At 72.5% G+C, this 22,236-nt stretch carries 17 protein-coding genes; 10 read left to right on the top strand and 7 right to left on the bottom strand.

Translation table 11 applies throughout. The features are described from left to right. Window positions 1-44: 44 nt before the first annotated feature. Together ACIPK4_RS15395 and ACIPK4_RS15390 are read right to left on the bottom strand one after the other, a co-directional pair. Window positions 45-1,538, bottom strand: coding sequence for a class I adenylate-forming enzyme family protein (locus ACIPK4_RS15395; RefSeq protein WP_402312921.1), 1,494 nt, complete (start codon window positions 1,536-1,538; stop codon window positions 45-47). Between the two features lie 114 nt (window positions 1,539-1,652). Then, window positions 1,653-2,267 (bottom strand): TetR/AcrR family transcriptional regulator, encoded by a 615-nt coding sequence (locus ACIPK4_RS15390; RefSeq protein ID WP_402312919.1) that lies wholly within the window; start codon window positions 2,265-2,267, stop codon window positions 1,653-1,655. Window positions 2,268-2,353: 86 nt separating this feature from the next. On the opposite strand from ACIPK4_RS15390, the gene ACIPK4_RS15385 reads away from it, so the two are divergent. The 4 genes from ACIPK4_RS15385 (at window position 2,354) to ACIPK4_RS15370 (ending at window position 5,883) form a co-directional block, all read left to right on the top strand. Then, window positions 2,354-2,830 (top strand): nuclear transport factor 2 family protein, encoded by a 477-nt coding sequence (locus ACIPK4_RS15385; protein ID WP_402312917.1) that lies wholly within the window; start codon window positions 2,354-2,356, stop codon window positions 2,828-2,830. After that, entirely contained in the window at window positions 2,827-3,810 is a 984-nt protein-coding gene (locus ACIPK4_RS15380; RefSeq protein WP_402312915.1) for an NmrA family NAD(P)-binding protein, read from the top strand. The genes ACIPK4_RS15385 and ACIPK4_RS15380 overlap by 4 nt, the downstream gene beginning before the upstream one ends. Further along, window positions 3,779-4,621: a class I SAM-dependent methyltransferase gene (locus ACIPK4_RS15375; protein WP_402312913.1), complete on the top strand. Its 843-nt coding sequence runs from the start codon at window positions 3,779-3,781 to the stop codon at window positions 4,619-4,621. Before ACIPK4_RS15380 ends, ACIPK4_RS15375 begins: the two co-directional genes overlap by 32 nt. A gap of 308 nt (window positions 4,622-4,929) precedes the next feature. Next, complete coding sequence (locus ACIPK4_RS15370) at window positions 4,930-5,883, top strand: DUF4344 domain-containing metallopeptidase (protein ID WP_402312911.1); 954 nt, start codon at window positions 4,930-4,932, stop codon at window positions 5,881-5,883. A 204-nt stretch (window positions 5,884-6,087) separates the two neighbouring features. Here the strand turns inward: ACIPK4_RS15370 and ACIPK4_RS15365 are convergent, their stop codons facing one another. The 3 genes from ACIPK4_RS15365 to ACIPK4_RS15355 form a co-directional block, all read right to left on the bottom strand. Further along, window positions 6,088-7,098: a zinc-binding dehydrogenase gene (locus ACIPK4_RS15365; protein WP_402312909.1), complete on the bottom strand. Its 1,011-nt coding sequence runs from the start codon at window positions 7,096-7,098 to the stop codon at window positions 6,088-6,090. A 63-nt stretch (window positions 7,099-7,161) separates the two neighbouring features. After that, the gene (locus ACIPK4_RS15360) at window positions 7,162-8,556 is read right to left on the bottom strand and encodes a hypothetical protein (RefSeq protein ID WP_402312907.1); all 1,395 of its coding nucleotides are present in this window, start codon (window positions 8,554-8,556) and stop codon (window positions 7,162-7,164) included. 247 nt (window positions 8,557-8,803) lie between these two features. Continuing rightward, on the bottom strand, window positions 8,804-9,916 hold the full coding sequence (locus ACIPK4_RS15355; RefSeq protein ID WP_402312905.1) for a hypothetical protein: 1,113 nt from the start codon (window positions 9,914-9,916) through the stop codon (window positions 8,804-8,806). A 998-nt stretch (window positions 9,917-10,914) separates the two neighbouring features. On the opposite strand from ACIPK4_RS15355, the gene ACIPK4_RS15350 reads away from it, so the two are divergent. From ACIPK4_RS15350 to ACIPK4_RS15340, 3 genes are all read left to right on the top strand, one after another. Continuing rightward, a complete protein-coding gene (locus ACIPK4_RS15350) occupies window positions 10,915-11,127 on the top strand; it encodes a hypothetical protein (RefSeq protein WP_402312902.1) in 213 nt (70 codons plus the stop codon). Between the two features lie 34 nt (window positions 11,128-11,161). Beyond that, a complete protein-coding gene (locus ACIPK4_RS15345) occupies window positions 11,162-12,286 on the top strand; it encodes a hypothetical protein (protein ID WP_402312900.1) in 1,125 nt (374 codons plus the stop codon). Window positions 12,287-12,696: 410 nt separating this feature from the next. Then, window positions 12,697-13,371, top strand: coding sequence for a hypothetical protein (locus tag ACIPK4_RS15340; protein WP_402312897.1), 675 nt, complete (start codon window positions 12,697-12,699; stop codon window positions 13,369-13,371). A gap of 115 nt (window positions 13,372-13,486) precedes the next feature. On the opposite strand, the gene ACIPK4_RS15335 is transcribed toward ACIPK4_RS15340, so the two are convergent. Further along, window positions 13,487-13,798: an FG-GAP repeat domain-containing protein gene (locus ACIPK4_RS15335; protein ID WP_402312895.1), complete on the bottom strand. Its 312-nt coding sequence runs from the start codon at window positions 13,796-13,798 to the stop codon at window positions 13,487-13,489. A gap of 1,480 nt (window positions 13,799-15,278) precedes the next feature. On the opposite strand from ACIPK4_RS15335, the gene ACIPK4_RS15330 reads away from it, so the two are divergent. The 3 genes from ACIPK4_RS15330 to ACIPK4_RS15320 all read left to right on the top strand — a co-directional run bounded on the left by ACIPK4_RS15330 (window position 15,279) and on the right by ACIPK4_RS15320 (window position 21,312). After that, window positions 15,279-16,316 carry a Ca2+-dependent phosphoinositide-specific phospholipase C gene (locus ACIPK4_RS15330; RefSeq protein ID WP_402312892.1) on the top strand — a complete coding sequence of 346 codons (1,038 nt, stop codon included), beginning with the start codon at window positions 15,279-15,281 and terminating at the stop codon, window positions 16,314-16,316. 404 nt (window positions 16,317-16,720) lie between these two features. Beyond that, window positions 16,721-19,519 carry a class IV lanthionine synthetase LanL gene (gene lanL, locus ACIPK4_RS15325; RefSeq protein ID WP_402312889.1) on the top strand — a complete coding sequence of 933 codons (2,799 nt, stop codon included), beginning with the start codon at window positions 16,721-16,723 and terminating at the stop codon, window positions 19,517-19,519. A 212-nt stretch (window positions 19,520-19,731) separates the two neighbouring features. After that, window positions 19,732-21,312 carry a hypothetical protein gene (locus ACIPK4_RS15320; protein WP_402312888.1) on the top strand — a complete coding sequence of 527 codons (1,581 nt, stop codon included), beginning with the start codon at window positions 19,732-19,734 and terminating at the stop codon, window positions 21,310-21,312. Here the strand turns inward: ACIPK4_RS15320 and ACIPK4_RS15315 are convergent. After that, window positions 21,263-22,234, bottom strand: coding sequence for an alpha/beta hydrolase family esterase (locus ACIPK4_RS15315; RefSeq protein WP_402312887.1), 972 nt, complete (start codon window positions 22,232-22,234; stop codon window positions 21,263-21,265). The genes ACIPK4_RS15320 and ACIPK4_RS15315 overlap by 50 nt on opposite strands. Window positions 22,235-22,236: the final 2 nt, after the last annotated feature.

The raw sequence follows: 22,236 nt of genomic DNA, 5'->3' as shown, positions 1-22,236 counted from the left end.
CGGCTGACCCGGCTGGCTCCGCGCCGGTGACGCGTCGCGCCGCTCTAACCTGCGGCGCGCTTGCGCAGCTGGCGCTTGTCCGGCTTGCCCTGGTCCGTGAGGGGCAGGGCCGACTCCCAGAAGACGGCGGTCGGCCGGTGTGCCGGGGACAGCGCCGCGACCACCAGCCGGCAGGCGTCGGCGGCCGTGGCGCCCGTGGGAGCGTGGCCCGGTGCGGGCACCAGGAAGGCGCACACCTCCTCACCGGTGAGTTCGCTGGCTCTGCCCACCACCGCGGCCTCGGCCACCGCGGGGTGCCGGGTGAGGGCGGTCTCGACCGGACCGCAGTAGATGTTCACACCGTCCACGATCACGATGTCCTTGATACGGCCGTCGAGGTAGAGGTAGCCGTCGGCGTCGAAGTGGCCGAGGTCCCCGGTCCCGAGCCATCCGTCCCGCATCACCCGGGCCGTGAGGTCCGGCTGGTTCCAGTAGCCCGCCATCATCATCGTGGACCGCACCCACACCTCTCCGGTGCGTCCCGGCTCGGCCTGCGCCCCGTCCCGGTCGCGCACCTGTACGGCCACCCCGGGGGCGGGACGGCCGACGGACCCCAGGAGGTGGGGCCGCTCGCTCACCCCCGCGTCGTGATCGCTCGGCGAGAGCCTGCAGATCACTCCGGCTTCGTTCATCCCGTAGCCCTGCCGCCATCGGGGCGGCGTGCCCCAGCGCGTCAGGGCCTGCCGGAGCCGCTCCGGGTGGATCGGGGCGTTGCCGTAGGAGACCTGGACGAGCCCCGGCACGCCGTCGGCGGTCGCCGGGTCGTCCAGCAGCCGGTACAGCATCGCGGGGGTCAGGTACGTGGACACGGGCGCCAGGCGCCGGCAGGCCGCGGCGAACTGCCTTGCGCCGAAGGGCCCGAGGACCTCCACCCGGCCTCCCTCCCGCAGGTGCTCCAGGCACCTGCCGCCGGAGCGCTGTGCGAGGGAGGTGACGGAGAGGTAGACCGACTCCGCGGGTCCGCCGCCCGTGCCGCGCGTCGCGGTCCGGTCCGCCATCGCGGCGAACGTGGAGGCCACTCCCTTGGGCCTGCCGGTGGTGCCGCCGGTATAGGTCACACGCGCCACGTCGTCCTCACGCGCCTGTACGGGCACCGGCCGACCTTCCCGGGCACGGGCCAGTCCCAGCAAGTCCGCCAGCCCGATGTGTGCCGCCCCGGTGTCCGGCACCGGGGTGTCGTGCACCACCAGCACCGGCGCGCTGTCCCGCAGCACGAAGTCCAGGCCGTGAGTGGCGGGACCGACGATCACCTGGGTGAGCCGCGCGCCCAGCACGTGTGCGGCCAAGCGCACCAACAGCACTTCGGGCCGGTTTTCGTCCGTCACGCAGGCCACTCCCGTCCCGCGCCGGACCCCCAGCTCAGCGAGGCCGGCCGCGAGCCGGTACGTATCGGCCAGCACCTCGGAGAACCCCATGACCGCGGGCCCGGCCCCGATCGCGAGCCGCCCCGCGTTCCGCTCCAACGAACCGATCAGGTCTGCGACATACCGCGCAACCATCTCCACCCGCCTCCAAGCCCGTCCCGGCCGGCACCCGTCCGTCCTCCCGCCCGACCGTAGCCCCTGCCGCACACCGGCGCCCGGCACCACACAGCCGTCGGGCCGGCGAGGAGGTCAGCTCGGGGCGGAGGTGTGCGGGTCCGGGGCCGGAGCCACCACTCTTGTGACATAGCCCGCCAGTTGGGCCCGCAGCCGTTCACGCCGTGCGCCCTCCTGGCCGGCCAGCTGCTCGACGAGATCGGCCCGGGTGGCGGCGAGCAGGGCGTGGGCGGTGAAGTCGGCGTCGGCGAGGCCCGGGATCCGCTCCAGCACGGAGCGGAGCAGGTCGTGCCAGCGCGCGTAGTGCTCGGCCTGGTACGGGCTGCCGGTGCCGCTCTCTTCCAGGGCCAGCGCCAGGCGGCGGTTGTCGAGCTTGAAGCACAGGACGGCGTCCAGTACGGCGAGTGCGCGCTCCTGCGGCGGTGTGGCGGGTCCGAGGGGCGGCGGACCGGCCTCCACGGCCTCCCGGACCGGTTCGAGCCGGGCTTCGTACAGCGCACGGAGCAGGCCGGCGCGGTCGCCGAAGGCACGGAAGAGCGTGCCCTTGCCCACGCCGGCCGCCGCGGCGATGTCGGCCGTCGTGGGCTCCTCAGGGCTTTCGGAGCGCGCGAAGAGGGCGTCGGCGGCTTCGAGGACGGCCTGCCGGTTGCGGGCCGCGTCCTTGCGGGGTTTGCGCTCGGGCTCGGGCACGAGGTTCCTCCAATTGAAAAACGGACCCAGGGTCCGTATTGTTTAACCGGACCCCGGGTCCGCATTCTACGAGACGGAGAACACTCATGTCCGCGCCCAAACCCACAGCCATGTCCGCCGCACCCGTATCACCACCCGCATCACTGACCCCGGCCGACCTGTACCGCCACAGCCTGCGCCTCCTGCTCGCCCAGGACATACCCGGCTGGGTCGGCCTGTGGGCCGAGGAGGGAGTGATGGAGTTCCCCTTCGCGCCACCGGGCCGGCCCGCACGGCTGGACGGGCGGGAGGCGATCGCCGACTACATGCGCCCGTACCCCGACCACATCGACCTGCACGACTTCCCCGACGCCGACCTGCGGATCCACGAGACCGCCGATCCGCGGACCATCGTGGTCGAGATGCGCGGCGTCGGCCGGCTGGTGCGGACCGGCCGCCCCTTCGACATGTCCTACATCGCCGTCGTGACCGTCGAGAACGGGCGTTTCACGTCCTACCGCGACTACTGGAACCCCCTGGCCCTCGCCGAACCCGGCACCGACTTCGCCGGGGCCTCCCGATGAGCCGGGCCGGCGCCGTCACCGAGGGCGCGGCCGTGCTCGTCATCGGTGCCACCGGGACCACCGGCAGCCGCACCGTCGCACAACTGGCGGCCGCCGGTCACGCGGTCAGGGCGGCCGGCCGCGGCGGTACCCCGGTGCCGGGAGCCGTGCCGGTCCGCTTCGACTGGTACGACCCCGGGACCCATGCCGCCGCCCTGCAGGGCGTCGACCGCGTCTACGTGATCCCGCCCGTGGGCGATCCCGACCCCGCAGCGGTCGTCCTGCCCTTCCTGCGCCGGGCCCGCGCCGCCGGCGTACGGCGCGTGGTGCTCCTGAGCGCCTCGTCCATTGCGAGCGGCGGGCCGGCCGTGGGCCTGGTCCACCAGGCGCTGCCGGGCATCTTCGACGAGTGGGCGGTGCTGCGCCCGTCCTGGTTCATGCAGAACTTCACCGGCAGCCATGAGCACGCCCGGAGCATCCGGACGGAAGGCACCATCCTGACCGCCACCGGCCGCGGCCGGGTCGCGTTCGTCGACGCCGACGACATCGCGGCCGTGGCCGTCCGCGCACTGACCGACGTCCGCGCCCCCGGCACCGACCTCGTACTGACCGGACCGGAGGCCCTGAGCTACGACGACGTCGCCGCGATCGTCGCGGAGGTGACGGGGCGGCCGGTGATCCACCGCAGCCTCTCCCACGAAGAGCTGCGCGACCGGCTCGCCGTACTGATGCCCGAGGAGTTCGCCGCGATGCTGGCGGGCATGGACCGGGCCATCGAGGAGGGCGCGGAGGACCGGGTCACCGACTCCGTCGAGCGCCTCACCGGCCGGCCGCCGCGCGGCTTCCGCGCGTTTGCGGAGCGGGAGCTGGGCGGCGCGGGCCGGAACGCGCCCGCCGGGCCGCGGGCCGGGCGGGTTCCTATGCTCGAAGGAGGTGGGGACACGGCACCGGGCGAAGGAGGCGGACGGCATGACCGAGACGGCGGACGCGCGCGACGCTGACCGCGCGCTCAAGGCGAAACACCGGACGATGTGGGCACTGGGCGACTACGCGGCGGTCGCCAGGGAGGTCGTCGCGGCCCTCGGGCCCGTTCTGGTCGAGGCCTGTGGGGTGAAGCGCGGCGACCGGGTGCTCGACGTCGCCGCCGGGTCCGGGAACGCCGCCATCCCGGCCGCGCTGGCCGGCGGCGACGTGATCGCCTCCGACCTCACGCCCGAGCTGCTGGACGTGGGGCGGCAGGAGGCCGCGGCGCGCGGCGCCGAGCTGCGCTGGCAGGAGGCCGACGCCGAAGCCCTGCCCTTCGCCGACGGGGAGTTCGACACGGTGATGTCCTGCGTCGGGGTCATGTTCGCCCCGCACCACCAGGTCACCGCCGACGAACTGGTCCGGGTGTGCCGGCCGGGCGGCACGATCGGGCTGATCAACTGGACCCCGGAGGGGTTCATCGGGCGGATGTTCTCCACCATGAAGCCGTACGCTCCCCCGCCGCCCCCGGGGGCGCAGCCGCCACCCCTGTGGGGGAGCGAGGAGCACGTCCGTACGCTCTTCGGAGACCGCGTGACCGGGATCGAGGCGCGACGGCGGACGGTCTGCGTGGACCGCTTCGCGAAGCCGGCGGAGTTCCGCGAGTTCTTCAAGGCCACGTACGGGCCCACGATCGCGGTCTACCGGAACATCGCCGACGCCCCCGAGAAGACCGTCGATCTGGACCGGAACCTCGACGCACTGGCGGACGGCGCGCTGCGGGACGGCGAGATGGAGTGGGAGTACCTGCTGGTCACCGCGCGCCGGAGCGACAGCGGATCCGCATAGGCGCGCACCCGGCCGGCCCGGAGTGCGGAGCAGGGGGCCGGCGCGCACGGGGGAAGGGCGCCGGCCCCCTGGGGTGGGCGCGCGGATGGGGGGCATCCGGCAGCCCACGGGCGTCGAAGGCCCGGCCTGCCGCGCAGGGCGGCCGTCGGCCTCGACGCCAATTGAACTGTAAACCATCTCCGGCGGGTGGTCGGCACCGCCCGGGAGCGCGACCGGCCCCCCGCCGCCCTTGGCCCTCCCCTCCCTCCCCCTCTCCCCCGCTCGTCGTGTCGCGGGGCAGCCGGAGGCCCGGCCGAAATAATGGCGGCGTGAGCACTGGTGGCTACTCGACCGTGATGCGGACCGCTGTGGCGGGCGCGCTCCTGGCCCTCGGCTTCGGCGTCGTCTCGTGCAGTGACGAAGACCCGAAGGACGAGGCGAAGGGCAAGGTCACGGTCGTCTACGAAGACGATGCGATCAAGGCGGAGAACCGGCGGGCCGTCGAGGTGATCCGCAAGTCCCGCGTCCTGGAGCAGTCCGCGGACTGGGTGAACAAGTCCCTGGCCCTCCCGCACGACATGGTCGTGAAGGTCACCGACAAGGTTCCGCCGGGGGTCGAGGACGCGGTCACCCAGCCCGACGGCAGGACGATCTACGTGCCGCCGGCATTCCTCTCCCAGATCCAGGGGACCGCCACCGACGTGGCCAAGACCGTCGCGCGTCCCGCCGCCTTCCCCCAGGACCGGTACAACGCCGACGATCTGACCGCCCTGTCGACGCAGTTCATCTTCGGCCACGAAATGGGCCACGCCCTGCAACGTCAGCTCATGCTGGCGAACATCGCCATGGAGGAGGACGCCGCGGACGGGTTCGCGTCGTTCTACACCGTCAACGTGGTCGGCCCGGCTCCCTCGCTCGCCGCCGCGCTCGTCTTCGACGAAGTCGCCCGCAAGCAGGGCAAGGTGACCCTGGAGGGGCTCTCCAGCGACCACCCCGTCACACAGGCGCGGGTCTTCAACTTCCTCTGCTACCTCGAGGGGAGCGACCCGCAGAAGTACGAAGCGCCCTTGGCCGGCGCCGGCTACCTGCCGAAGTCCCGTGCCCCGCTGTGTCCGCAGGCCTGGGCGATGCTGGACCACGGCTGGTGGACCCAGCTCCGGCCGCACTTCTCGGATGCGTTCAAGGAGCAGGGCGACAAGAAGCAGGAAGAGTCCCGCACCCGCCTGATCGAGGCGACGAAGGCCTTCGCGAAGCAGCTCGACACCTACCGCAGCGGCCAGTGAGCGCGCCCTGCCCGAACGTACCCCGGCCGCCTAGGCCCTGTCGTCAAACTCCCGTCGTCGCCCGGAGGGCGGCCCCGCGGCGTCTGGTGCGTGCTCTCGGCGCGCCGGGCGGAAGACCGCGTACTGGACGTACTTGGCTTTCGCCCGGTGCGGCGAGAGCGCGTGCCAGGCGTCGCGGGGCAGACGGCAGTTTGACGACAGGGCCTAGGGCTTGAGGATCAGCCGGATCGGGTTCCCCTCCTTGCGTTCCAGTGCCTCCACTGCGCGTGCGGCGTCGGCCAGGGGGAAGATCCCGCTGACCGAGCCGGAGAGGTCCAGGCGCCGTCGTCCCACCAGGGCCACCAGGTCGGTCAGGTCCTCGGGCCGCGAGCCGTAGTGGCCGATCACCTGCTGGCGGAACCGGCAGAACCAGGCGTTGTCCTTGATCGTGAACGGCTGGTCGGTGAGGCCGACGAGTACGAGCCGGCCCCGCTCGGCGAGACTTGCCAGGGCCTGTTCCCGCGCGGCCGGGACGCCAGCGAAGTCCAGGGCCGCGGTGATGCCCGCTGTTCCGGCGACGGCGCGCAGGGCGGCGCCGAAATCCGGGTCGGCGGGGTCGAGGGCTGCGTCGGCGCCCAGGTGCAGGGCCCGCTCGCGCGCGGCGGTGAGCGGGTCCACGGCGACGATCGGGCAGGCCCCCACCATGCGGAGCAGCTGCACGGCGTGCGCGCCGAGGCCGCCGACGCCCCAGACGGCCACCGCCTCCGCGGGCCGCACCGCGGCGCTGGAGGTGATCGCCGCCCATGGTGTGGAGACGGCATCGGGGACGATGCACGCCTGCTCGAAGGGGATCCCCGGGGGAAGCTGCACCACCGCGGCGGCGGCGGCCAGAGCGTACTCGGCCCAGCCGCCGTCGAAGTTGACTCCCCGGGTGCCGCGGACTCCCTCGCGGAGCTCACCACCCTGGAGGACGACGTGGTCCCCGGCGCCGACGCTCGTGACGCCGTCACCCAGGGCGCGGACCACCCCGGCCACCTCGTGCCCGAGCGTCACCTTGTCGCCCGCGAGGGGCTGCGGCTTCAGCATGCCCTGGATGAGGTGCACGTCCGACAGGCAGACGCCGGCCGCGCGCACCTGTACGAGGACCTGCCCGGGGCCCGGTACGGGTACCGGCACCTCTTCGACGGCGAAGCCGCCTCCACCGGTGGTCAGCCTCGCGGCAAGCATCGTTCCCACATGTTCCTCCCCTTCGCGGACGCCGTGGTCGGCAGGGGCCGACCACGGCGCCGCGGCGGTGGTTCAGCCGGTGCAGGTGCTCACGGGCGCCGGACTGCGCAGGCAGTTGGTCGGCGTGTTGTTCACGAACGTGCTGCCGGTGACCGCCGTGATCGCGACGCTGGTCCAGATGCCACCGGGGCCGGTGGCCTGCGGTGCCGAGTTGTTGCTCACCGAGGCGTTGGTCAGGGTGTACGTGCCGCCGGAGTTGTAGATGCCGGCGGCGAACGAGCCCGTGCCGGCCGCCGTGTTCATGTCGACGGACGAGTCGGTCACGGTGATGTTGGGAGTGCTGAACAGGACGCGGGAGTCGATACCGCCGCCGTGGGCGTTGCGGCCGGAGACGAGGTTGCGCGACACCGTCGAGCCGTCAGTGACGTTCAAGGTTCCGCCCACGAGGCTGATGCCGCCGCCGATCGCGCCGTCAGCGATCACCTGGTTGTTGGTGACCTGGGTGTTCTGCAGGTTCACGGTGCCGCCGGTCTGCAGGATGCCGCCACCGCCGTCGTCGCCGCTGCCCGAGCCGGTCACCTTGTTGCCGGTGACCGTTGAGTTGTTCAGGTTGGTCGTGCCGCCGGTGATATCCAGGCCACCGCCGCCCGACTGTGCCAGCCCCCCGGTCGCGGACCGGTTGTCGGCGATGGTCGTCCCGTCCATCGTCAGGGTGCCGGCCTCGCTGCGCACCGCGCCCCCCTCGTCGAAGGAGGTGTTGAACTTGGCGCTCCCGCCCGTGAAGTTCATGATGCCGGCCGCGTGGTACAGAGCTCCTCCGAGCCGGGCCCGGTTTCCGGTGAGGGCCGTGTCCGTGACCGTCGCGGCGCCTTCGACGGCGAGGCCGCCGCCGATGCTCGCGCCGCCCGTGGTGCGGTTGTCCTCGATGTGGCTGTCGGTGAGCGTGAGGGAGGACGACGTCCGGCTCCTCATACCCCCGCCGATGTTGGCCGTGTTGCCTTCGAGGGTCAGGTTGTCACCGACGAGGGTCCCGCCGCTCTGGACCAGCACGCCTCCGCCTCCGGTCGCGGCGGAAGGCGCTCCATTCATGACGGTGAGGTCGTTGAGGGTGAGTTTCCCCTGGTTGGCCACGTCGAACAGGCGGTACCCGGTCGCGCCGGTGCGCTTGATGGTTGCGTTGAAACCGTTGATGGTGATGCCGGTGGTGAGCGTGATCGCGGGAAGTCCGTCATCGCCGGACACGGCCGCGGTGACCTCGTAGACGCAGTACGGATCGAGGTTGATGACGGGGTCACCCGTCCCCGCGTTCGCATCGTTGATCGCGTTGATCAGGTCGGTGGTGGAGCAGGTCAGTGTCACGTCTGCGGAGGCCGGGACAGCGGATACGGCTGTGGCGGCCAGGCTCGTCAGGGCGAGGGCGGTCACGGTGCGCAGCCGTCGTGAGGTCGTCCTGTGCCGTCTCATCATGGTGCCTTTCGTGCCTGTGGTCGTGGGACTGCACTCGGGATCGGATCGTGAGCGGCCGCGCCGCTGCTGACCGCGACTATGGATAGCCGGGTGGACCGGAATTCACACCACGCCACGGCGCGGGCTTCGGATATGTCATACAGACGGGTCATCGGCTTTCCAGGACGCGGTGGTGCGGGAGAGCGACGCCGCGGCACAACAGGGGGCGGCGAACCGCCCCCCGCCGTACCGGATGCCGGACCTCGTCTCAGTCGGTGCTGCCGACGAAGGTGACGTACACGGTGCCGTCGTAGCCGGAATTGCCGTTGCTGATGCTCGGCACGTTCTCGACGGTGGCCGCGTTGCCGGCGGCGAAGCTGCCGCCACCGCCACCACCACCGCCGCTGACGGCCTCACCGCCGCCGCCACCGCCGCCGCCACCGCCCCAGCCGCCGCCACCGCCACCGCCACTGCCGTAGTTCGTTCCGTTCGTGCGGAACTCGCCCTCGCCACCCTGGCCGGCGTTGCCGAAGGAGAGCGAGCTGTTGTTGGTCCACGAAGCGCCGGCGTTGGGACCCTTGGAGGTGTGGGTGGGGCCGCCGAGACCACCGATGCCGTCCTGGCCATCGGTCCCCCGGACGCTGTCCACGCCGCCGCCGCCGCGGCCGCCGCCACCGCCTTCGCCGTTCTGGCCGCCGTCACCGCCGGCGGCCGTGCGCACCGTACCTGTGGTGCTGTCGCCGGACTTGCCGCCGGCGCCCGCGCTGATGATCTGGCCCGAGACGGCGGTACCGCCGTTCCCGCCGGCGCCTCCGTCGCCGTCCGCGTTCCCCTCGCCGCCGCCACCGCCGCCACCGGCGTCCAGCAGCAGGTTGGTGGTGGTGCAGCTGCCGAACCCGCTGATGCACGGCTGCGTCGTGGTCAGGTCGACCCCGGAGACGAGGGTCGAGGCACCGCCGCGGCCTCCGCTCGACGTGGCCCCCCACTTGCCGACGTAGTAGAAGAGGTTCGCGCCGTAGCTGCCGGTGAAGGCGTCGATCGAGGTGACGGTCTGGGCCTTGCCGCCGAGCCCGCCGTCGCCGCCGCGGTAGAGCCCGCCGCCGTTGCTGCCGTACCGCCCGGCGCCGCCGAACGCGGTGACGACCATCGGGGTGGCCGTGGTCAGCGAGGTCTGGGTCTGTGCCTGGGCGTCGGACAGCAATTGGCTCAGGGCGTACTGGGACAGCCCGTCCGGGAGCAGGCAGGAGACGACTCCGGTCTGGATCTCGCTGCAGGACACCACGGTCGTCGTCGCCGACGCGCTGGGACACGACAGGACCAGAGACGAACCCAGGCAGATGCTGACGCCGAGCGCTCGGGCCAGGCCACGTGGATGAGGCATGAAGCATCCCTTCGGATCAGGCGCCGGTCTGCGCCCACAAGTACTCGGAGTCCCCGTTTGCGTACCTGATCTCCGACCCGGCGGCAGCAGTTGCCACGAACCAGCGAAGCGGATGCTCCCTTCCGCCTAACGCCGGCGTCCGCCCGTTTGGTGTCGGCCGGGCCCGTCAACCCATGGCTTGGCCGGGTTCGGGTCGGCCCGGCTCTGAGCTGCCCCTCGAAGGGCATTCCGTCCGACCCCGTTGTGCGACAGCCAGTGGCGCGTGCCTCCGGTGCGCAAGCGATCGCCGGTGGATCCATTGATCGGCGGCGACGCCGTCAGAAGGCAGGAATACGCAGATGAACCTTTCTCCAGAACCGCATCGCAGGTTCGGGCCGTTGCCCCGCCGGCAGATCTGGATCGCCGGTGGCGCCGTAGCGTCGCTGGCCCTCGTGGTGGGCGGAGCGGCAGTCTCGACGGTGGCGGCCGCCGCCCCTCCGAGGGCGGTGGTGTCGGCCGATCCCCCGGACCGGCCCGGGCCCGAGAAGTGCTGGACCCCGTGGGACTGCGGCCCGAAGGGGCCGCCTCCGCAGCGCCCCAAGCCTCCGAAACACCACGACGGGGGTTCGAACGGGCAGGTCGGCCCCACGGGCCCGACCGGTCCCACCGGACCGGCCGGTGTGACCGGACCGCCCGGTGTGACCGGTCCCGCAGGGCTCACGGGCCCTGCCGGACTCACAGGCCCTGCCGGCGTCACCGGTCCCATCGGACTGACGGGCCCTGCCGGACTCACCGGGCCTGCCGGCGTCACCGGGCCTGCCGGCGTCACCGGACCTGCCGGCGTCACCGGTCCCATCGGACTGACGGGCCCTGCCGGACTCACCGGGCCCGCAGGCGTCACCGGTCCTACCGGACTCACCGGGCCCGCGGGACTCACCGGAGCGACGGGGCTCACGGGGGCGACGGGGCTCACCGGGCCCGCCGGACCCACCTCGACCTCGGAGGTCATCGGCGAGCCGATGACGCTCGTCCCGGGTGAGGAAGGCACGGTCTTCGCGACCTGCGCCTCCGGAGGAACCCTGGTCAGCGGCGGGTTCCTGATGAACCGTCCCGGCGTCCAGATCCTGCTGAACTCCCGCGGAGCGACTCCCAACACCTGGGTCGTCACCGCACGGAACACGTCCCTCTCGGAAAACGCCACCATCTCGGCCGTGGCCCAGTGCGCCCCCTGAGGCACCTTCGTCAACCCCCTCCCGAAAGGACCCCATGTCCACATCAAAAGGCGGCGCCGCCAAGGTACTCGGCTTCGGTGTCTGTGTGACATCGCTCCTGGCGCTGTCGGTGCCGCCCGCGGCTGCGACGACCACGGCCATCTCCTGCAGCGAGATCCAGACGGGTGTGGTGTCCTGTCTGATGCCGGACGGCCTGTCCCAGTACGACACCGCGGCATTGCTGACGGCTGCTCAGAGCGCCACGACCACCGCGTTGTCCACCTCCACCCCGGTGGTCCTCACCGCCTTCGGCGGAGCCGGTCACGAGGGCACCAACGGCGGCGGCGCCTACAACGGCGGCCACGGCGGCCACGGCGGCAAGGCCCAGACCGTGACGACGCTGGCCTCTTACCAGGCGTCGTTCGGCTCCACCCTCTACTACTACCTGGGCAAGGAGGGCGGCGCCGCCCAGGCCGGCGGCCGGGGCGGTGCCTCCACCCTGGTGTCGGGTGTCGACCTCACCTCCAACACCCCGTGCATCTCCGGGGTTTCCGGCTGCACGACGACCAACCTGCTGGCCGACGCCGGCGGTGGCGGCGGAGGCGGCCAGGGCAACGCCAACGGTGACGGCGGATACGGGGGAGACGGCGGAACCGCCGTGTCGGGACAGGTCATCTCGAACGGAGCCCAGGGACAGGACGGTACGTCCACGACCGGTGCCGTCGTGACGCGGACCGGCGGGGGCGGCTCGGGTGCGGCGAACGGCGACGGCGGCGACGGCGGCCGCGGCGGCTCCGGCGTGGACAGCAAGTCGGGTACCGCCGGCCAGGACGGCGTCGGCGGACTCGGCGGCCCCACCCACACCTCCAACGGCCCCAACGCCGGCGCATCGTGGACGAACAACAATTCGCTCGCCCTCAAGAACGCAGGCCAGGGCGGCGAGGGCGAGTGGCGCACGAACAACACCAACTACGGCGGTGGTGGCGGCGGCGGTGGCGGCTGGGGCGGCGGCGGTGGCGGCGGCGGTGGCGGTGAGGCCATCACGGGCGGCGGCGGTGGCGGCGGTGGCAGTTTCGCCGCCGCGGACACGGTGACGGTGCAGGACGTGCCCGCCATCAGCAACGCCAACAACCAAGGAAACGGATCCCTTTACGCGACCTTCATCGGCACCACGAGCTGAGGTCCCGGGTTCGCTGAGGTCCCGGGTTAGCTGTGGGCCTCCCGCGCCCCGACGGACCCCCGGTCCCTGAACGGCTCCCTCCCGGCCCCCCGCGCGACGGGCCCGGAGGGAGCCGGACCGGCATGGCGCGACGCACGCACGCGCAATCCCATCCAGTCCACACGCGCCCGCTGAGCGTGAGCGGGCGCACGACATGCGCCGCGCGGCCTTCGCCGGTGCGGCGCCGGACGTACCGGGGGCGCCGCCGGAACTCCCGGCTCTTGTGCACCGATCGAGTGGCCTGACACCGCCTTCCAGCGGACCCCGGCGGCGCGCCCGTTTGGCCAGCGCCCCCCGGGTCTACGGATGGCCGGGCCGACGCCCTCACGCTCGGCGCGAATCCGCCCTCTCCCGAAGGAGAATCGTTGACGATGCCCAGAAACCCTCGTTGGCTCGTCGGCCTGGTAGCCGGGGCCGCCGTCCTGTGCGCGGTTCCGGCCACCACGGCCGCGGCGGCGTCCCCGTTCGCCGCCAACCCGGTCACCGCCAACCCGGTCGCCGACTCGACCGTCACCATCGACCACCGCGTGGTGACCCACGGAGAGACCTTCTCCGTCTCGGCCACGGGATTCGGCGCCGGCGAGGAGGTGTACGTACGCCTCGTCCCCCAGGGCCGCGAGGAGCCGCTCCGGGCCGCCCGCGGACTGGACGAGGACCTGACCCTCCGGACCGGCCGGGAAATCGTCACGCTGGCCATCCTGCTCGCAGATGACGACGGCAACGTCTCGGGCAACGTCACCGTGCCGGACCGCAACACCCGTCCCCGCATCTACGGGGAGTACCAGCTCGAACTCGCCGGCCACCGCACGCAGATCTGGCAGCAGACCCGGATCACGGTCCTTCCCTCCTTCTCCTCGGACGACCCCTCCCACGAGGGGACGAAGCCCGGCAAGGGGCCGAAGGACCACAACGGCGAGGGACCCAAGGGGCCCCAGGACCCGAAGGAATCCAAGCCGTCCAAGGAATCCAAGGATCCTCGGGGCGAGGAAGGCCGGCCCGACGGCGAGGGCCGTCCGGACGGCCCTGGCCGGCCCCACCGGCCGTAGCACGGGCCCGCGAGGCCGATCTCCTCGCCGGAACGGGGGCCGCGGCGCATCCGCAGTACGGGGCGCGCCGCGGCCCTCCTTCGCGCCGGGGCGCGTCCGGTGGGCCACCGGTGTGTCAGCTGCCGATGCGTACGACCGAGGCGGAGTCGGCGGAGCGGTCGGCGGTGACGATCTCGGGTCTGCCGTCGCCGTCCAGGTCGGCGGTGGTCACCGACGTCGGGTCCTCGCCGGTGGCCGCGGTGGCGGCGGGCGTGAAGGTGCCGCGCCCGTTCCCGGCGAGCACCGACACCGTGTTGTCGCCGCGGTTGGCCGTGATGAGGTCGGCGTTGCCGTTCCCGTCCAGGTCGGCGGCCGTCACGGAGCGGGACTGGCGTCCCACGCGGTAGGCGACGGGTGGTGCGAGCCGGTGGCCGTCGTTCCTCAGCACGGACACGGTGCTCGTGCCGTTGTCGACGGTGGCCGCTGCGCGCGGCCCGCTGAGCGGGCCCGGTCGGTCATGGCTCTCGCCTCCTCGGGTCGAGTGCACGTATCGAGCTGGGCGGCCCGCACTACCGGCGCACCATTCGACGTCCGGGGACTTCAGCCAGGCAAGCCTGTGGTTGAACTGGACGCTGATGTACCGGTCGGATCCGGTGATGACGGTGTCGGGCGGGTCGGTGGAGAAGTCCTGGGCGGGGCGTGGCCGGGGCGGTGGCTACATAGGACTGCCCTTCGGGGATCGTGTAGACCCCCAGCGGAACCTGTGCAGTAGGCGTCTGTCCGGGAGGGTAGGCGCCGGCCTCGGGGTAGTTCGATCCGTAGACGGGGATGGACGTACGGCCCGGCTCGGGGCGGACGATCAGCCGGCGACTCCCGTCGGTGCGGGTGTGGGTGCCGCCGGGGTTGAGGAACCAGACCTTGTGGCCGCAGAACCAGACGGCCGTCCAGTCACCCGGCTGGTCGGCCACCACGAACTGCATGCCCTGACGGAGCCTGGCACCCCAGTCCTCGATCCGGTCCGTGCCGGCGATGCCTGCCGGGAGACCCGGGTCGGCGAACAGGGGGCGGAGTCACGGGGGCCGGTGCGCGCGAACAGGAAGTTCGAGGGCGATCCTGTCGAGGACGAGCCCGTCGGCCGGCTTGTCGGCGAGCTGGTAGTTGTTCGGGTCGGCCGCCAGGAACCGGCACTGCGGACGGCACGGAGCCGGGACGAAGCCGCCACGAGCGCCACACAGACCGCGAGCAGGCCGAGGGCGAGTCCGGCGCACAGCCGCCTCATCCGGCGCGCTCGATCAGACGGAGGCAACGAAACCCCACCAACCCCAGCGGTAAGAGGGATCACCGGGGACGGATCGTGTGCCGCGGGTGTCGTCCGGTCGTGGATTCCCTCATGGTCCGAACGGGTGTTCAGGGGAGATCGCCGCACCGAACGCGGCTCGCGGTGCGTCGGCCCCCCGACCGACGCACCGCTCCCCCGACTCCGGCAGGTGGACTCCCCACTCGTTCCGCCCACCTGCCCGGGAGCGTCGGCGGCACCTGCGGCCACCGACGCCTCAATATTTGCACTTCAAGTGCAGCAAAGATACCAGGCAAATACGGCACTCACATACAGATCGTGACGAACAACCCAAACGACGCAGCAGTCAGCCGCCACCCGGGGGCGCCCCGCCACCCCCCTTCCCCGAGGGGAAGTTGGCGCACTTCATGAGGGCCGGCGGCGCAATGACACCCACCGCGAACCCGGGCGCACTTTGCCAATTGTTTACCTTTTCTCTCTGCCGGGCCTCACGGACGACCTCATGCCCGAATGGCTCGATCTCGCCGTCTGAGCGCCCCGCGCCCCGGGCTACGGTGCTCACCGCCGGTCCGCCGCCCGGCCCGATCGCGGCCTGCGCACCCCAATCCACCCGTCCCCGAATGGAGCCCCCATGCCGTCTCAGGCGTCCAGACCGAGCAAACGACACACCTGGGGGCCGCCCGCCCTCGCGGTACTCCTCGCCGCGTGGATGACGTGCGGTGCACAGCCGGCCTCGGCCGCGGCCCCGAACGCCGAGGACACGAAGCTCGACCGGATCACCTTCTCCGGCAATCACAACGCGTACGAGAAGAGCACGTACGGGCGGCTGACCGACGGTCTGGACGCCGGGTCGAGGCTCCTGGAAATCGACGTCTACACCGACCCGGTGTCCGGGTGGGTCGTGAGCCACAGCAACCCCGTCTCCAGCGACAGCAACTGCACGCGCAAGAACGTCTTCGGCAAGCAGGTGCGCAACGGCGACCTCGCCGACTGCCTCACGGACATGCGGCGCTGGAGCGACGCGCACCCCGGACACGACCCGGTCTACGTGAAGCTCGAAATGAAGTGGGGATTCTACGGCCGGGGCGACATGGCCCCGGAGGACCTGGACCGGCTGATCGCGCACCGGCTCGGCTCCGACCGGGTGTTCACACCCGGCGACCTGACCGGTACCGCGTACACCGACGCGGACACCGCCGCCCGGGCCGGGGCCTGGCCCACACTGGCCCGGGCGCGGGGCAAGTTCCTGTTCTACGTATGGCCGGGCACCGTCGAGGGCAAGGTCTTCGAGGACAACGTGCCGACCGACGTGGAGTACGGCCGCCACGTCCGCGACCGCGCCGCCGCGGGCCGGCTGCCGGAGGTGATGGCGTGGCCGGCCACCCGGTCGCTGGTCACCCGCTCCGCGTACGAGCCCTCGATCGCACCGTGGTTCGTCCTCTTCAACGACTCCGCCGGCGCCTGGCTGAACGGCGATCCGCTCGCGTACTGCCGCAGCCACTACCTGCTGACGGCCACCAGCGCCCAGAGCGTGACACCGCCCGGCACGACCGACCCCACACCCGGCGAACGGCTCGACTACCTCGGCGAGCACGTACAGCCCTCCGTCATGACCCACGACTGGACGGGCGGCGCCGGGGTCTTCGACGCCCGGGCCCGCAGCTGCTGACGGCCGCGCCGGCGCCGACGGACACAGCGATGGGTTCCCGCCCCCCGAGGGCGGGAACCCACGCACGTCATGTCCCGGATGCCGATCCGGTGGCGGTCAGAGCGGGCGCTCCGGTCATTCGTCGGCTGCGAGCGTGAAGCTACAGCTGGACCACGCGGTGCAGTCCATCTCCGACTGCTCGTCCTCCTGCTCCTGCGGGAGCAGCTCCAGGGCGTTGATGTCAGCCATTTCCTCGGCCCTTCTCGTCGGTTTTCTCGGGTCAACACGACTCGATACGGAGTCCATACCCTCCCAAATCACCCAAACACCCCGCTTGACTGATTCTTTGCACTTTGAGTGCAAGAAAGTGGCTGCGGCCTCAGCCCCCGCTCGACAGGGGGTCCGGGCGGTGCGTCCATGGGAGGGTGAGCGTCGCCCCCTCAGCCCCGGAACCCGATGCGCCGGCCGACGCCCTGCTCCTGCTCGACGTGGCGCGAGCAGTACTCGACCGCTGCGGCGGCCGGCACTGGACGTTCCAGCCGGGCGACGCGTGGTGCTTCGTACGGCCGCCCGCGTCCGCCCCGCGCGCGCACGGCTGGAAGCTCCACGTCTCGGCCACCCCCCTGGCCGCACCCCTGGTCCTGGCCCGCTCGGCCGAGGTCCTGGTTCGCCACGAGGCCTCGTTCAAGTTCGCCACGGACCTCGACCGCGTCGCACGGCTCGGGAACATCTGGTCCGACCGCGGCAGTGGCGGAAAGTTCATCACGGTCTACCCGCGCGACGACGACCAGTTCCGGACGCTGGCGTCCGAGCTCGATGCGGCGACCGCCGGCCTGCCGGGCCCGCGCATCCTCTCCGACCGGCAACTGCGGCCGGGCAGCCTGGTGTTCTTCCGGTACGGCGAGTTCAGCGGAGAGCGGTTCCTGACCGACGACGGCGTGTTCGAGCACCGTATGACCGGCCCGGACGGAAGCGTGGTCAAGGACGAGCGGAAGCCCGGATTCTTCCTCCCTCCCTGGGCGGAGTACCCGTTCCCGGCGGAGGGGGCGGCCCACACCGCGGCGGCGCCCGCGGCGGCGCCCGCGTCCGTGCTGCTGGGAGGCCGGTTCCGGGTCCTGCGCGCGATCCGCCACGCGAACAAGGGGGGCGTCTACCGGGCCGTCGACGAGCACACCGGTTCGGAGGTGGTCGTCAAGCACGCCCGCGCGCACGTCGGCGCCCGGCTCGACGGGACCGATGTACGCGACCGGCTGCGCGACGAGGCCCGGATGCTGGAGCGGTTGGCGCCGACCGGGGTCTCCCCCGCGGTGGTGGACCTCTTCGAGGAGCAGGGCGACCTGTTCCTGGCCGAGGAGCTGGTGCCGGGAACCCCGCTGAACCTCTGGCAGGCGGAACGCGCCCGGCAGGCTCCGCTCACCCGGTCCGAGGCGGTGGCGACGGCGAGACGGCTGGTCGCCCTGCTGCGGACGCTCCATCAGGCCGGGTTCGTCGTATGCGACTTCAAACCCCACAACGTCATCATCACTCCCGAGGGCGCGGTGCGGCTGATCGACACGGAGTACGTGGCCGAGCCGGGCCAGGAGCGCATCCCTGCTTACACGATCGGGTACGCCGCGCCCGAGGTCCTGGCCGCGGGCGCACTCGGCGGGGCGCGACCGGTGCCGGTGCCCGGCCCGGCGGCGGACCGGTTCAGCCTGGGGGTGATGCTGTTCTGCCTGGTCACGGACCTCGACCCGCGGTGGGCGGCCGGCCGGCCCGATGCCGTGCGGCCCCAGGGGGAGCCGGCCCGGCTGTTCTCCCTGATCGCGCTCGCGCACCCGCTGCTGGAGCCGTTCGGCGAGCTGATCAGCGCTCTGGTGCGGAGCGATCCCGAGGAGCGCTGGACGCTCGGGCAGGCCGAGGAGTACCTCCTCGCACTGAGCCGCAGCCCCGGCACGCCCGCCACCCCGGCCGAGTCTGGTGCCTCGGGCGCGTCCGGTGCCGCGGGGGCGGGCGCCGTCGCGGCAGCCGCCCCCCTGTACCGGGCGGCCGCCGTCGACCGGCTGCTCGCCGACGGTCTCGTCCACCTCCGGCGCACGATCACGCCGCATCGGGACACCCTGTGGCCCCGCCCCGAACGGCGCGTGCCGCAGACCGATCCGTGCAACACGTGGAACGGCGCCGCCGGGGTGCTGGCCACGCTCACCCGGGCGGCGCGGGCCGACGGCGACGGGGCGCTGCGCGAGGCCGTGACCGAGGCGGCGGCCTGGATCGACGAACGCCTGTTCACGGCGCCCCGGCTGCTGCCGGGGCTGTGCTTCGGCCGCAGCGGCACGGCCTGGGCCCTGTACGACGCGGCCCGGTTCCTCGGCGACGCGAGGACAGCCGCCCGGGCGGTCGACCTCGCCGGTCGGCTGCCGGTGCGCTGGCACAGCCCGGACTTCACCCACGGCCTCGCGGGCTCCGGTACCGCGCAGCTGCACCTGTGGCACCTCACGGGCGACGTAGCCCTGCTCACCTCCGCGCTGGCCTGTGGCGACGCCGTGCTGGCGGCTGTCGACCGCAGTGACTGCCAGTGGATCTGGCCCACTTCGCAGGCGACCGACTCCGAGCTCGCCGGCATGCGCAGCTACGGGTTCGCGCACGGCACGGCAGGCGTCGGGACCTTCCTGCTGTCGGCCGCGCACGCGGCGCAGGCCGGCCGGCTGCCCCGGCATGCGGCGCGGTTCCTGGAAGCGGCCCTCGGCGCCGGGGCCACCCTCGTCGAGACGGCTCATGTGGAGCGGGGCAACGCGACGTGGCCGGCCCGGGTGGGAGGCGAACCGCAGCTTCGTCCGACCACCCAGTGGTGCAACGGCCCCGCCGGGATCGGCACCTTCCTGATTCGGCTGTGGGCCGCCACTGGTGAGGAGCGCTTCGCCCGGCTGGCCGAGCAGGCCGCCGGGTCCGCGGTGAGCGACCCCTGGCGCGCGGGGCCGGGCGCCTGTTGCGGGAACGCGGGCACCGGCCATTTCCTGCTGGATCTGGCCGAGCTCCGCGGTGAGCACCGCCACCGTGCCCGCGCGGAGGAGATCGCGGGGATCATCGACGCGCAGCACTCCGTCCAGGACGGGCTGCGGCTGACGGCCGACCGGGCCGCGGGCTGTGAGTACGCCAACGGAACCGCGGGCATCCTCGACTTCCTCCTGCGCCTGCGGGACGGCGGCCCGCGCCCGTGGACCGCGCCGACACCGCTTCACGGCTGAGCGCTCGGAGGGAGCAGGCCGTGCCCGAGAACGGGCTGCCGTGGCTCAGGAGGGCGTCATCCACCTGACAGGCGCTCCCCATGCGCCTATAGTGACCACTCGATTGCACTTCGAGTGCAATTAGCGCGTCAAGCTGCCCCTCCCCCGTACGGCACCGCACCCCCGCGAGGGAGGGGCGTCGCGATCAACCCCGATCAGGAGTGGAAGACGTGATGGACGACGCCCGACGCCCCAGGAGCAGAACCGGATCGGACCGGCGGGAGCCGGAACCGGCCCCCGCCCGCAACCCCCGACCGCAGGGCTCCGCCGGCCCCGCGGGTCTCACCCGCCGGAGCCTCCTGCACAGCGGGGTGCTGGCCACGGCGCTCGCCGCCCTGGAACTGGCCGGAAGGTCCTCCACCGTCCCGATGAGGACGGTCTCGGCCTCGTCGCCGAGCGATCGGGCCGGTGAACCGGCCCTGCCCGACATCCAGTTCGACATCGCCCGGTTCACGGCCCCCGTGACCATCGAGGACGGGGTCGAGGTGCAGTTCGGCCCGGTGCACACGCTGTTCGTCACGGCCCGTCTGCTGCGGGCCCCCACCGGCATGGACCAGGCCAAGCTGAGCGGAGCCCTGACCGCGATCGAACGCGCGTACCCCTTCAGCCCGGCCGGCGTCTTCACGTTCGTCTCGTACGGGCTGCCGTACTTCAGCCGGCTGCCCGGCGGACTGCACGGCCCCCTGGTCTCCGCGCACATGCCCCGCCTGAAGTCCGCGACGGGCCGCTACGCACTGGAGGAGGCGGTGGCGGGCCCCACGGACGTCAGCCCCGCCAACCCCGGGATCGTCAAACGCCGGTTGAACGTACCGGTGTCCATCGAGGACAACGACCTCCTGCTCACGCTGCGCAGCGACGACGCCGGGCACATCCAGGATGTGCTGCGCTGGCTCGGCGGGAGCCAGATCCTGGCCGGCCGCCCCCAGCCCTCGCCGCACCTGGAGGACCTCCTGGTCTTCACGTCGAGCCGGGCGATGTTCACGCAGATCGGGCTGCCGCGGAAACTGGCGGACGCCGAGTCGCTCGTCTACGCCTTCATGGTCAACCCGAGGTCGCCGATGTGGATGGGGTTCGCCGACCAGCAGGTCGACGGGAGCGCCCCGGCCGCGGACGTCACCTTCCGGGCGAGCGGGCTCACCACGTGCGCCCCGGGGGACTACTTCGACCACGGCGCCGTCCAGCACCTCTCGCACGTCATCCTGGACCTCAAGCAGTTCTACGACGTGGACGACGCCGGGGTGCCCGGCGACGACGCCGCGTTCTCGGAGCGCGTGCAGTACATGTTCCGCTCCACGCCGCCGCCTTCGGCCGGCAACGCCGACCAGATCACCGACGGCGGCGGACCCGCGTTCCTGCCGAACGCCTTCCGGGGCACGGGCGACGCCGAGGCGAGCGCCCGGGGCACCGGCACCCCGGAGGGCGAGCACCGCATGGGACACCTCTCGTGCCTGCAGAGGTCCTCGCGCAGGGCCGACGGCAAGCCCCTGCACCTGCGCATGGACGGGCCGGGGTACGACTCCATGGACGTGCCCGACGGATCCGCCCAGCCCAAGCTGGAGTTCACCGCCTTCGTCCCGACCGCCGAGTTCTTCGCCCGGATGCGCACCGACCAGGCCTCACTCGACCTGGCGTCCCGGCACGGCGTGCCCGAGGACGAGAACGGCCTGGAGCGGTTCCTGACGGCCACCCGGCGCCAGAACTTCCTCACCCCGCCGCGCCGCCACCGGGCGTTCCCCCTGGTGGAGCTGGTCTGACGGCGAGGCCGAAGAAGTCCCCGATCACCCGCACCGAGTCGAAGCCGCGGCGGTCCTGCCGGAGGAGGCTGCCGAGCGTCCTGCCCGCGGTGGGGATGGCGTGGCCGCCGCCGTGAACGGTGCAGAGCACGACCGGCGGGTGGGGATCCTGCCGGAACTCGGTGTACTCGACGAGGTCCGTCCGGATCCCCGTCGGGTACACCCCGCGGCCGCAGGGCGACGGGGCGGGCACCGCGGACACGGCGGACATGGCGGACACCGCAGCGACGTCCACTCCGTTGCGGCGGGCGTAGTACTCCGCCGTCTCCCGCGCCGACAGGCACGTCCCGCCCGAATGCCGTCCACCCAGGGTCACCCTGCCGCCCCCGTACGGCACGACCCGGTCGCCGGTCCCGTGGATGAGCAGGGTCGGCAGCGGATGGATCCGCGAGGTGCGCGGGGCGAAGTTCTCCGCCACCGGCTGGGTCGCGGCGATCACCGCGGCACCGGCGAGGCGTTCGGGGATCTCGTGCAGGAGCCGGAAGACGAGGTACCCGCCATTGGAGAAGCCCACCGCGTGGACGCGGGAGACGTCGGCGCCATGGCTGCGCCCCAGGCGGTCGATGACGGCGGTGGTGAAGGAGACCTCGTCCACGGCCGCCGTGCGGGCCGCGAAGCTCGTGTCCACGCGGGCGTCGTTCCAGTGCCACCGGTGGCTGTCGAGGTAGGCGACGATCGCCCCCGACGTGTTCACGACACCGTCGAGCGCCCGGCGGGTGGCCAGCCGGAGCGTCCTGGCGCTCTGGTAGGCGCCGTGGAAGACGAGCACCACCGGAGCGTTCTCCCTCGCCGGGACGGGGCGGACCACGGTGAAGGAGCGTCGCAGCCCACCGATGTCCAGGCTCTGCCGACTGACCACCGCACCGTACGCAGCGCCCAACACCC

The sequence above is a fragment of the Streptomyces sp. NPDC086989 genome (assembly GCF_044745505.1).
Classification (GTDB): Bacteria; Actinomycetota; Actinomycetes; order Streptomycetales; family Streptomycetaceae; genus Streptomyces.
The sequence above is the reverse complement of the archived record's forward strand: the minus strand, read 5'-3'. Positions and strand labels throughout refer to the sequence as shown.

Excerpts from the sequence above, each read along its gene's own strand:
- ACIPK4_RS15350 (WP_402312902.1), top strand. The coding sequence starts at position 10,915 with ATGACGCTCGTCCCGGGTGAGGAAGGCACGGTCTTCGCGACCTGCGCC.
- ACIPK4_RS15345 (WP_402312900.1), top strand. The coding sequence starts at position 11,162 with ATGTCCACATCAAAAGGCGGCGCCGCCAAGGTACTCGGCTTCGGTGTC.
- ACIPK4_RS15330 (WP_402312892.1), top strand. The coding sequence starts at position 15,279 with ATGCCGTCTCAGGCGTCCAGACCGAGCAAACGACACACCTGGGGGCCG.
- ACIPK4_RS15360 (WP_402312907.1), bottom strand. The coding sequence starts at position 8,556 with ATGATGAGACGGCACAGGACGACCTCACGACGGCTGCGCACCGTGACC.
- ACIPK4_RS15375 (WP_402312913.1), top strand. The coding sequence starts at position 3,779 with ATGACCGAGACGGCGGACGCGCGCGACGCTGACCGCGCGCTCAAGGCG.
- ACIPK4_RS15320 (WP_402312888.1), top strand. The coding sequence starts at position 19,732 with ATGGACGACGCCCGACGCCCCAGGAGCAGAACCGGATCGGACCGGCGG.
- ACIPK4_RS15340 (WP_402312897.1), top strand. The coding sequence starts at position 12,697 with ATGCCCAGAAACCCTCGTTGGCTCGTCGGCCTGGTAGCCGGGGCCGCC.
- ACIPK4_RS15380 (WP_402312915.1), top strand. The coding sequence starts at position 2,827 with ATGAGCCGGGCCGGCGCCGTCACCGAGGGCGCGGCCGTGCTCGTCATC.
- ACIPK4_RS15355 (WP_402312905.1), bottom strand. The coding sequence starts at position 9,916 with ATGCCTCATCCACGTGGCCTGGCCCGAGCGCTCGGCGTCAGCATCTGC.
- ACIPK4_RS15385 (WP_402312917.1), top strand. The coding sequence starts at position 2,354 with ATGTCCGCGCCCAAACCCACAGCCATGTCCGCCGCACCCGTATCACCA.
- ACIPK4_RS15395 (WP_402312921.1), bottom strand. The coding sequence starts at position 1,538 with ATGGTTGCGCGGTATGTCGCAGACCTGATCGGTTCGTTGGAGCGGAAC.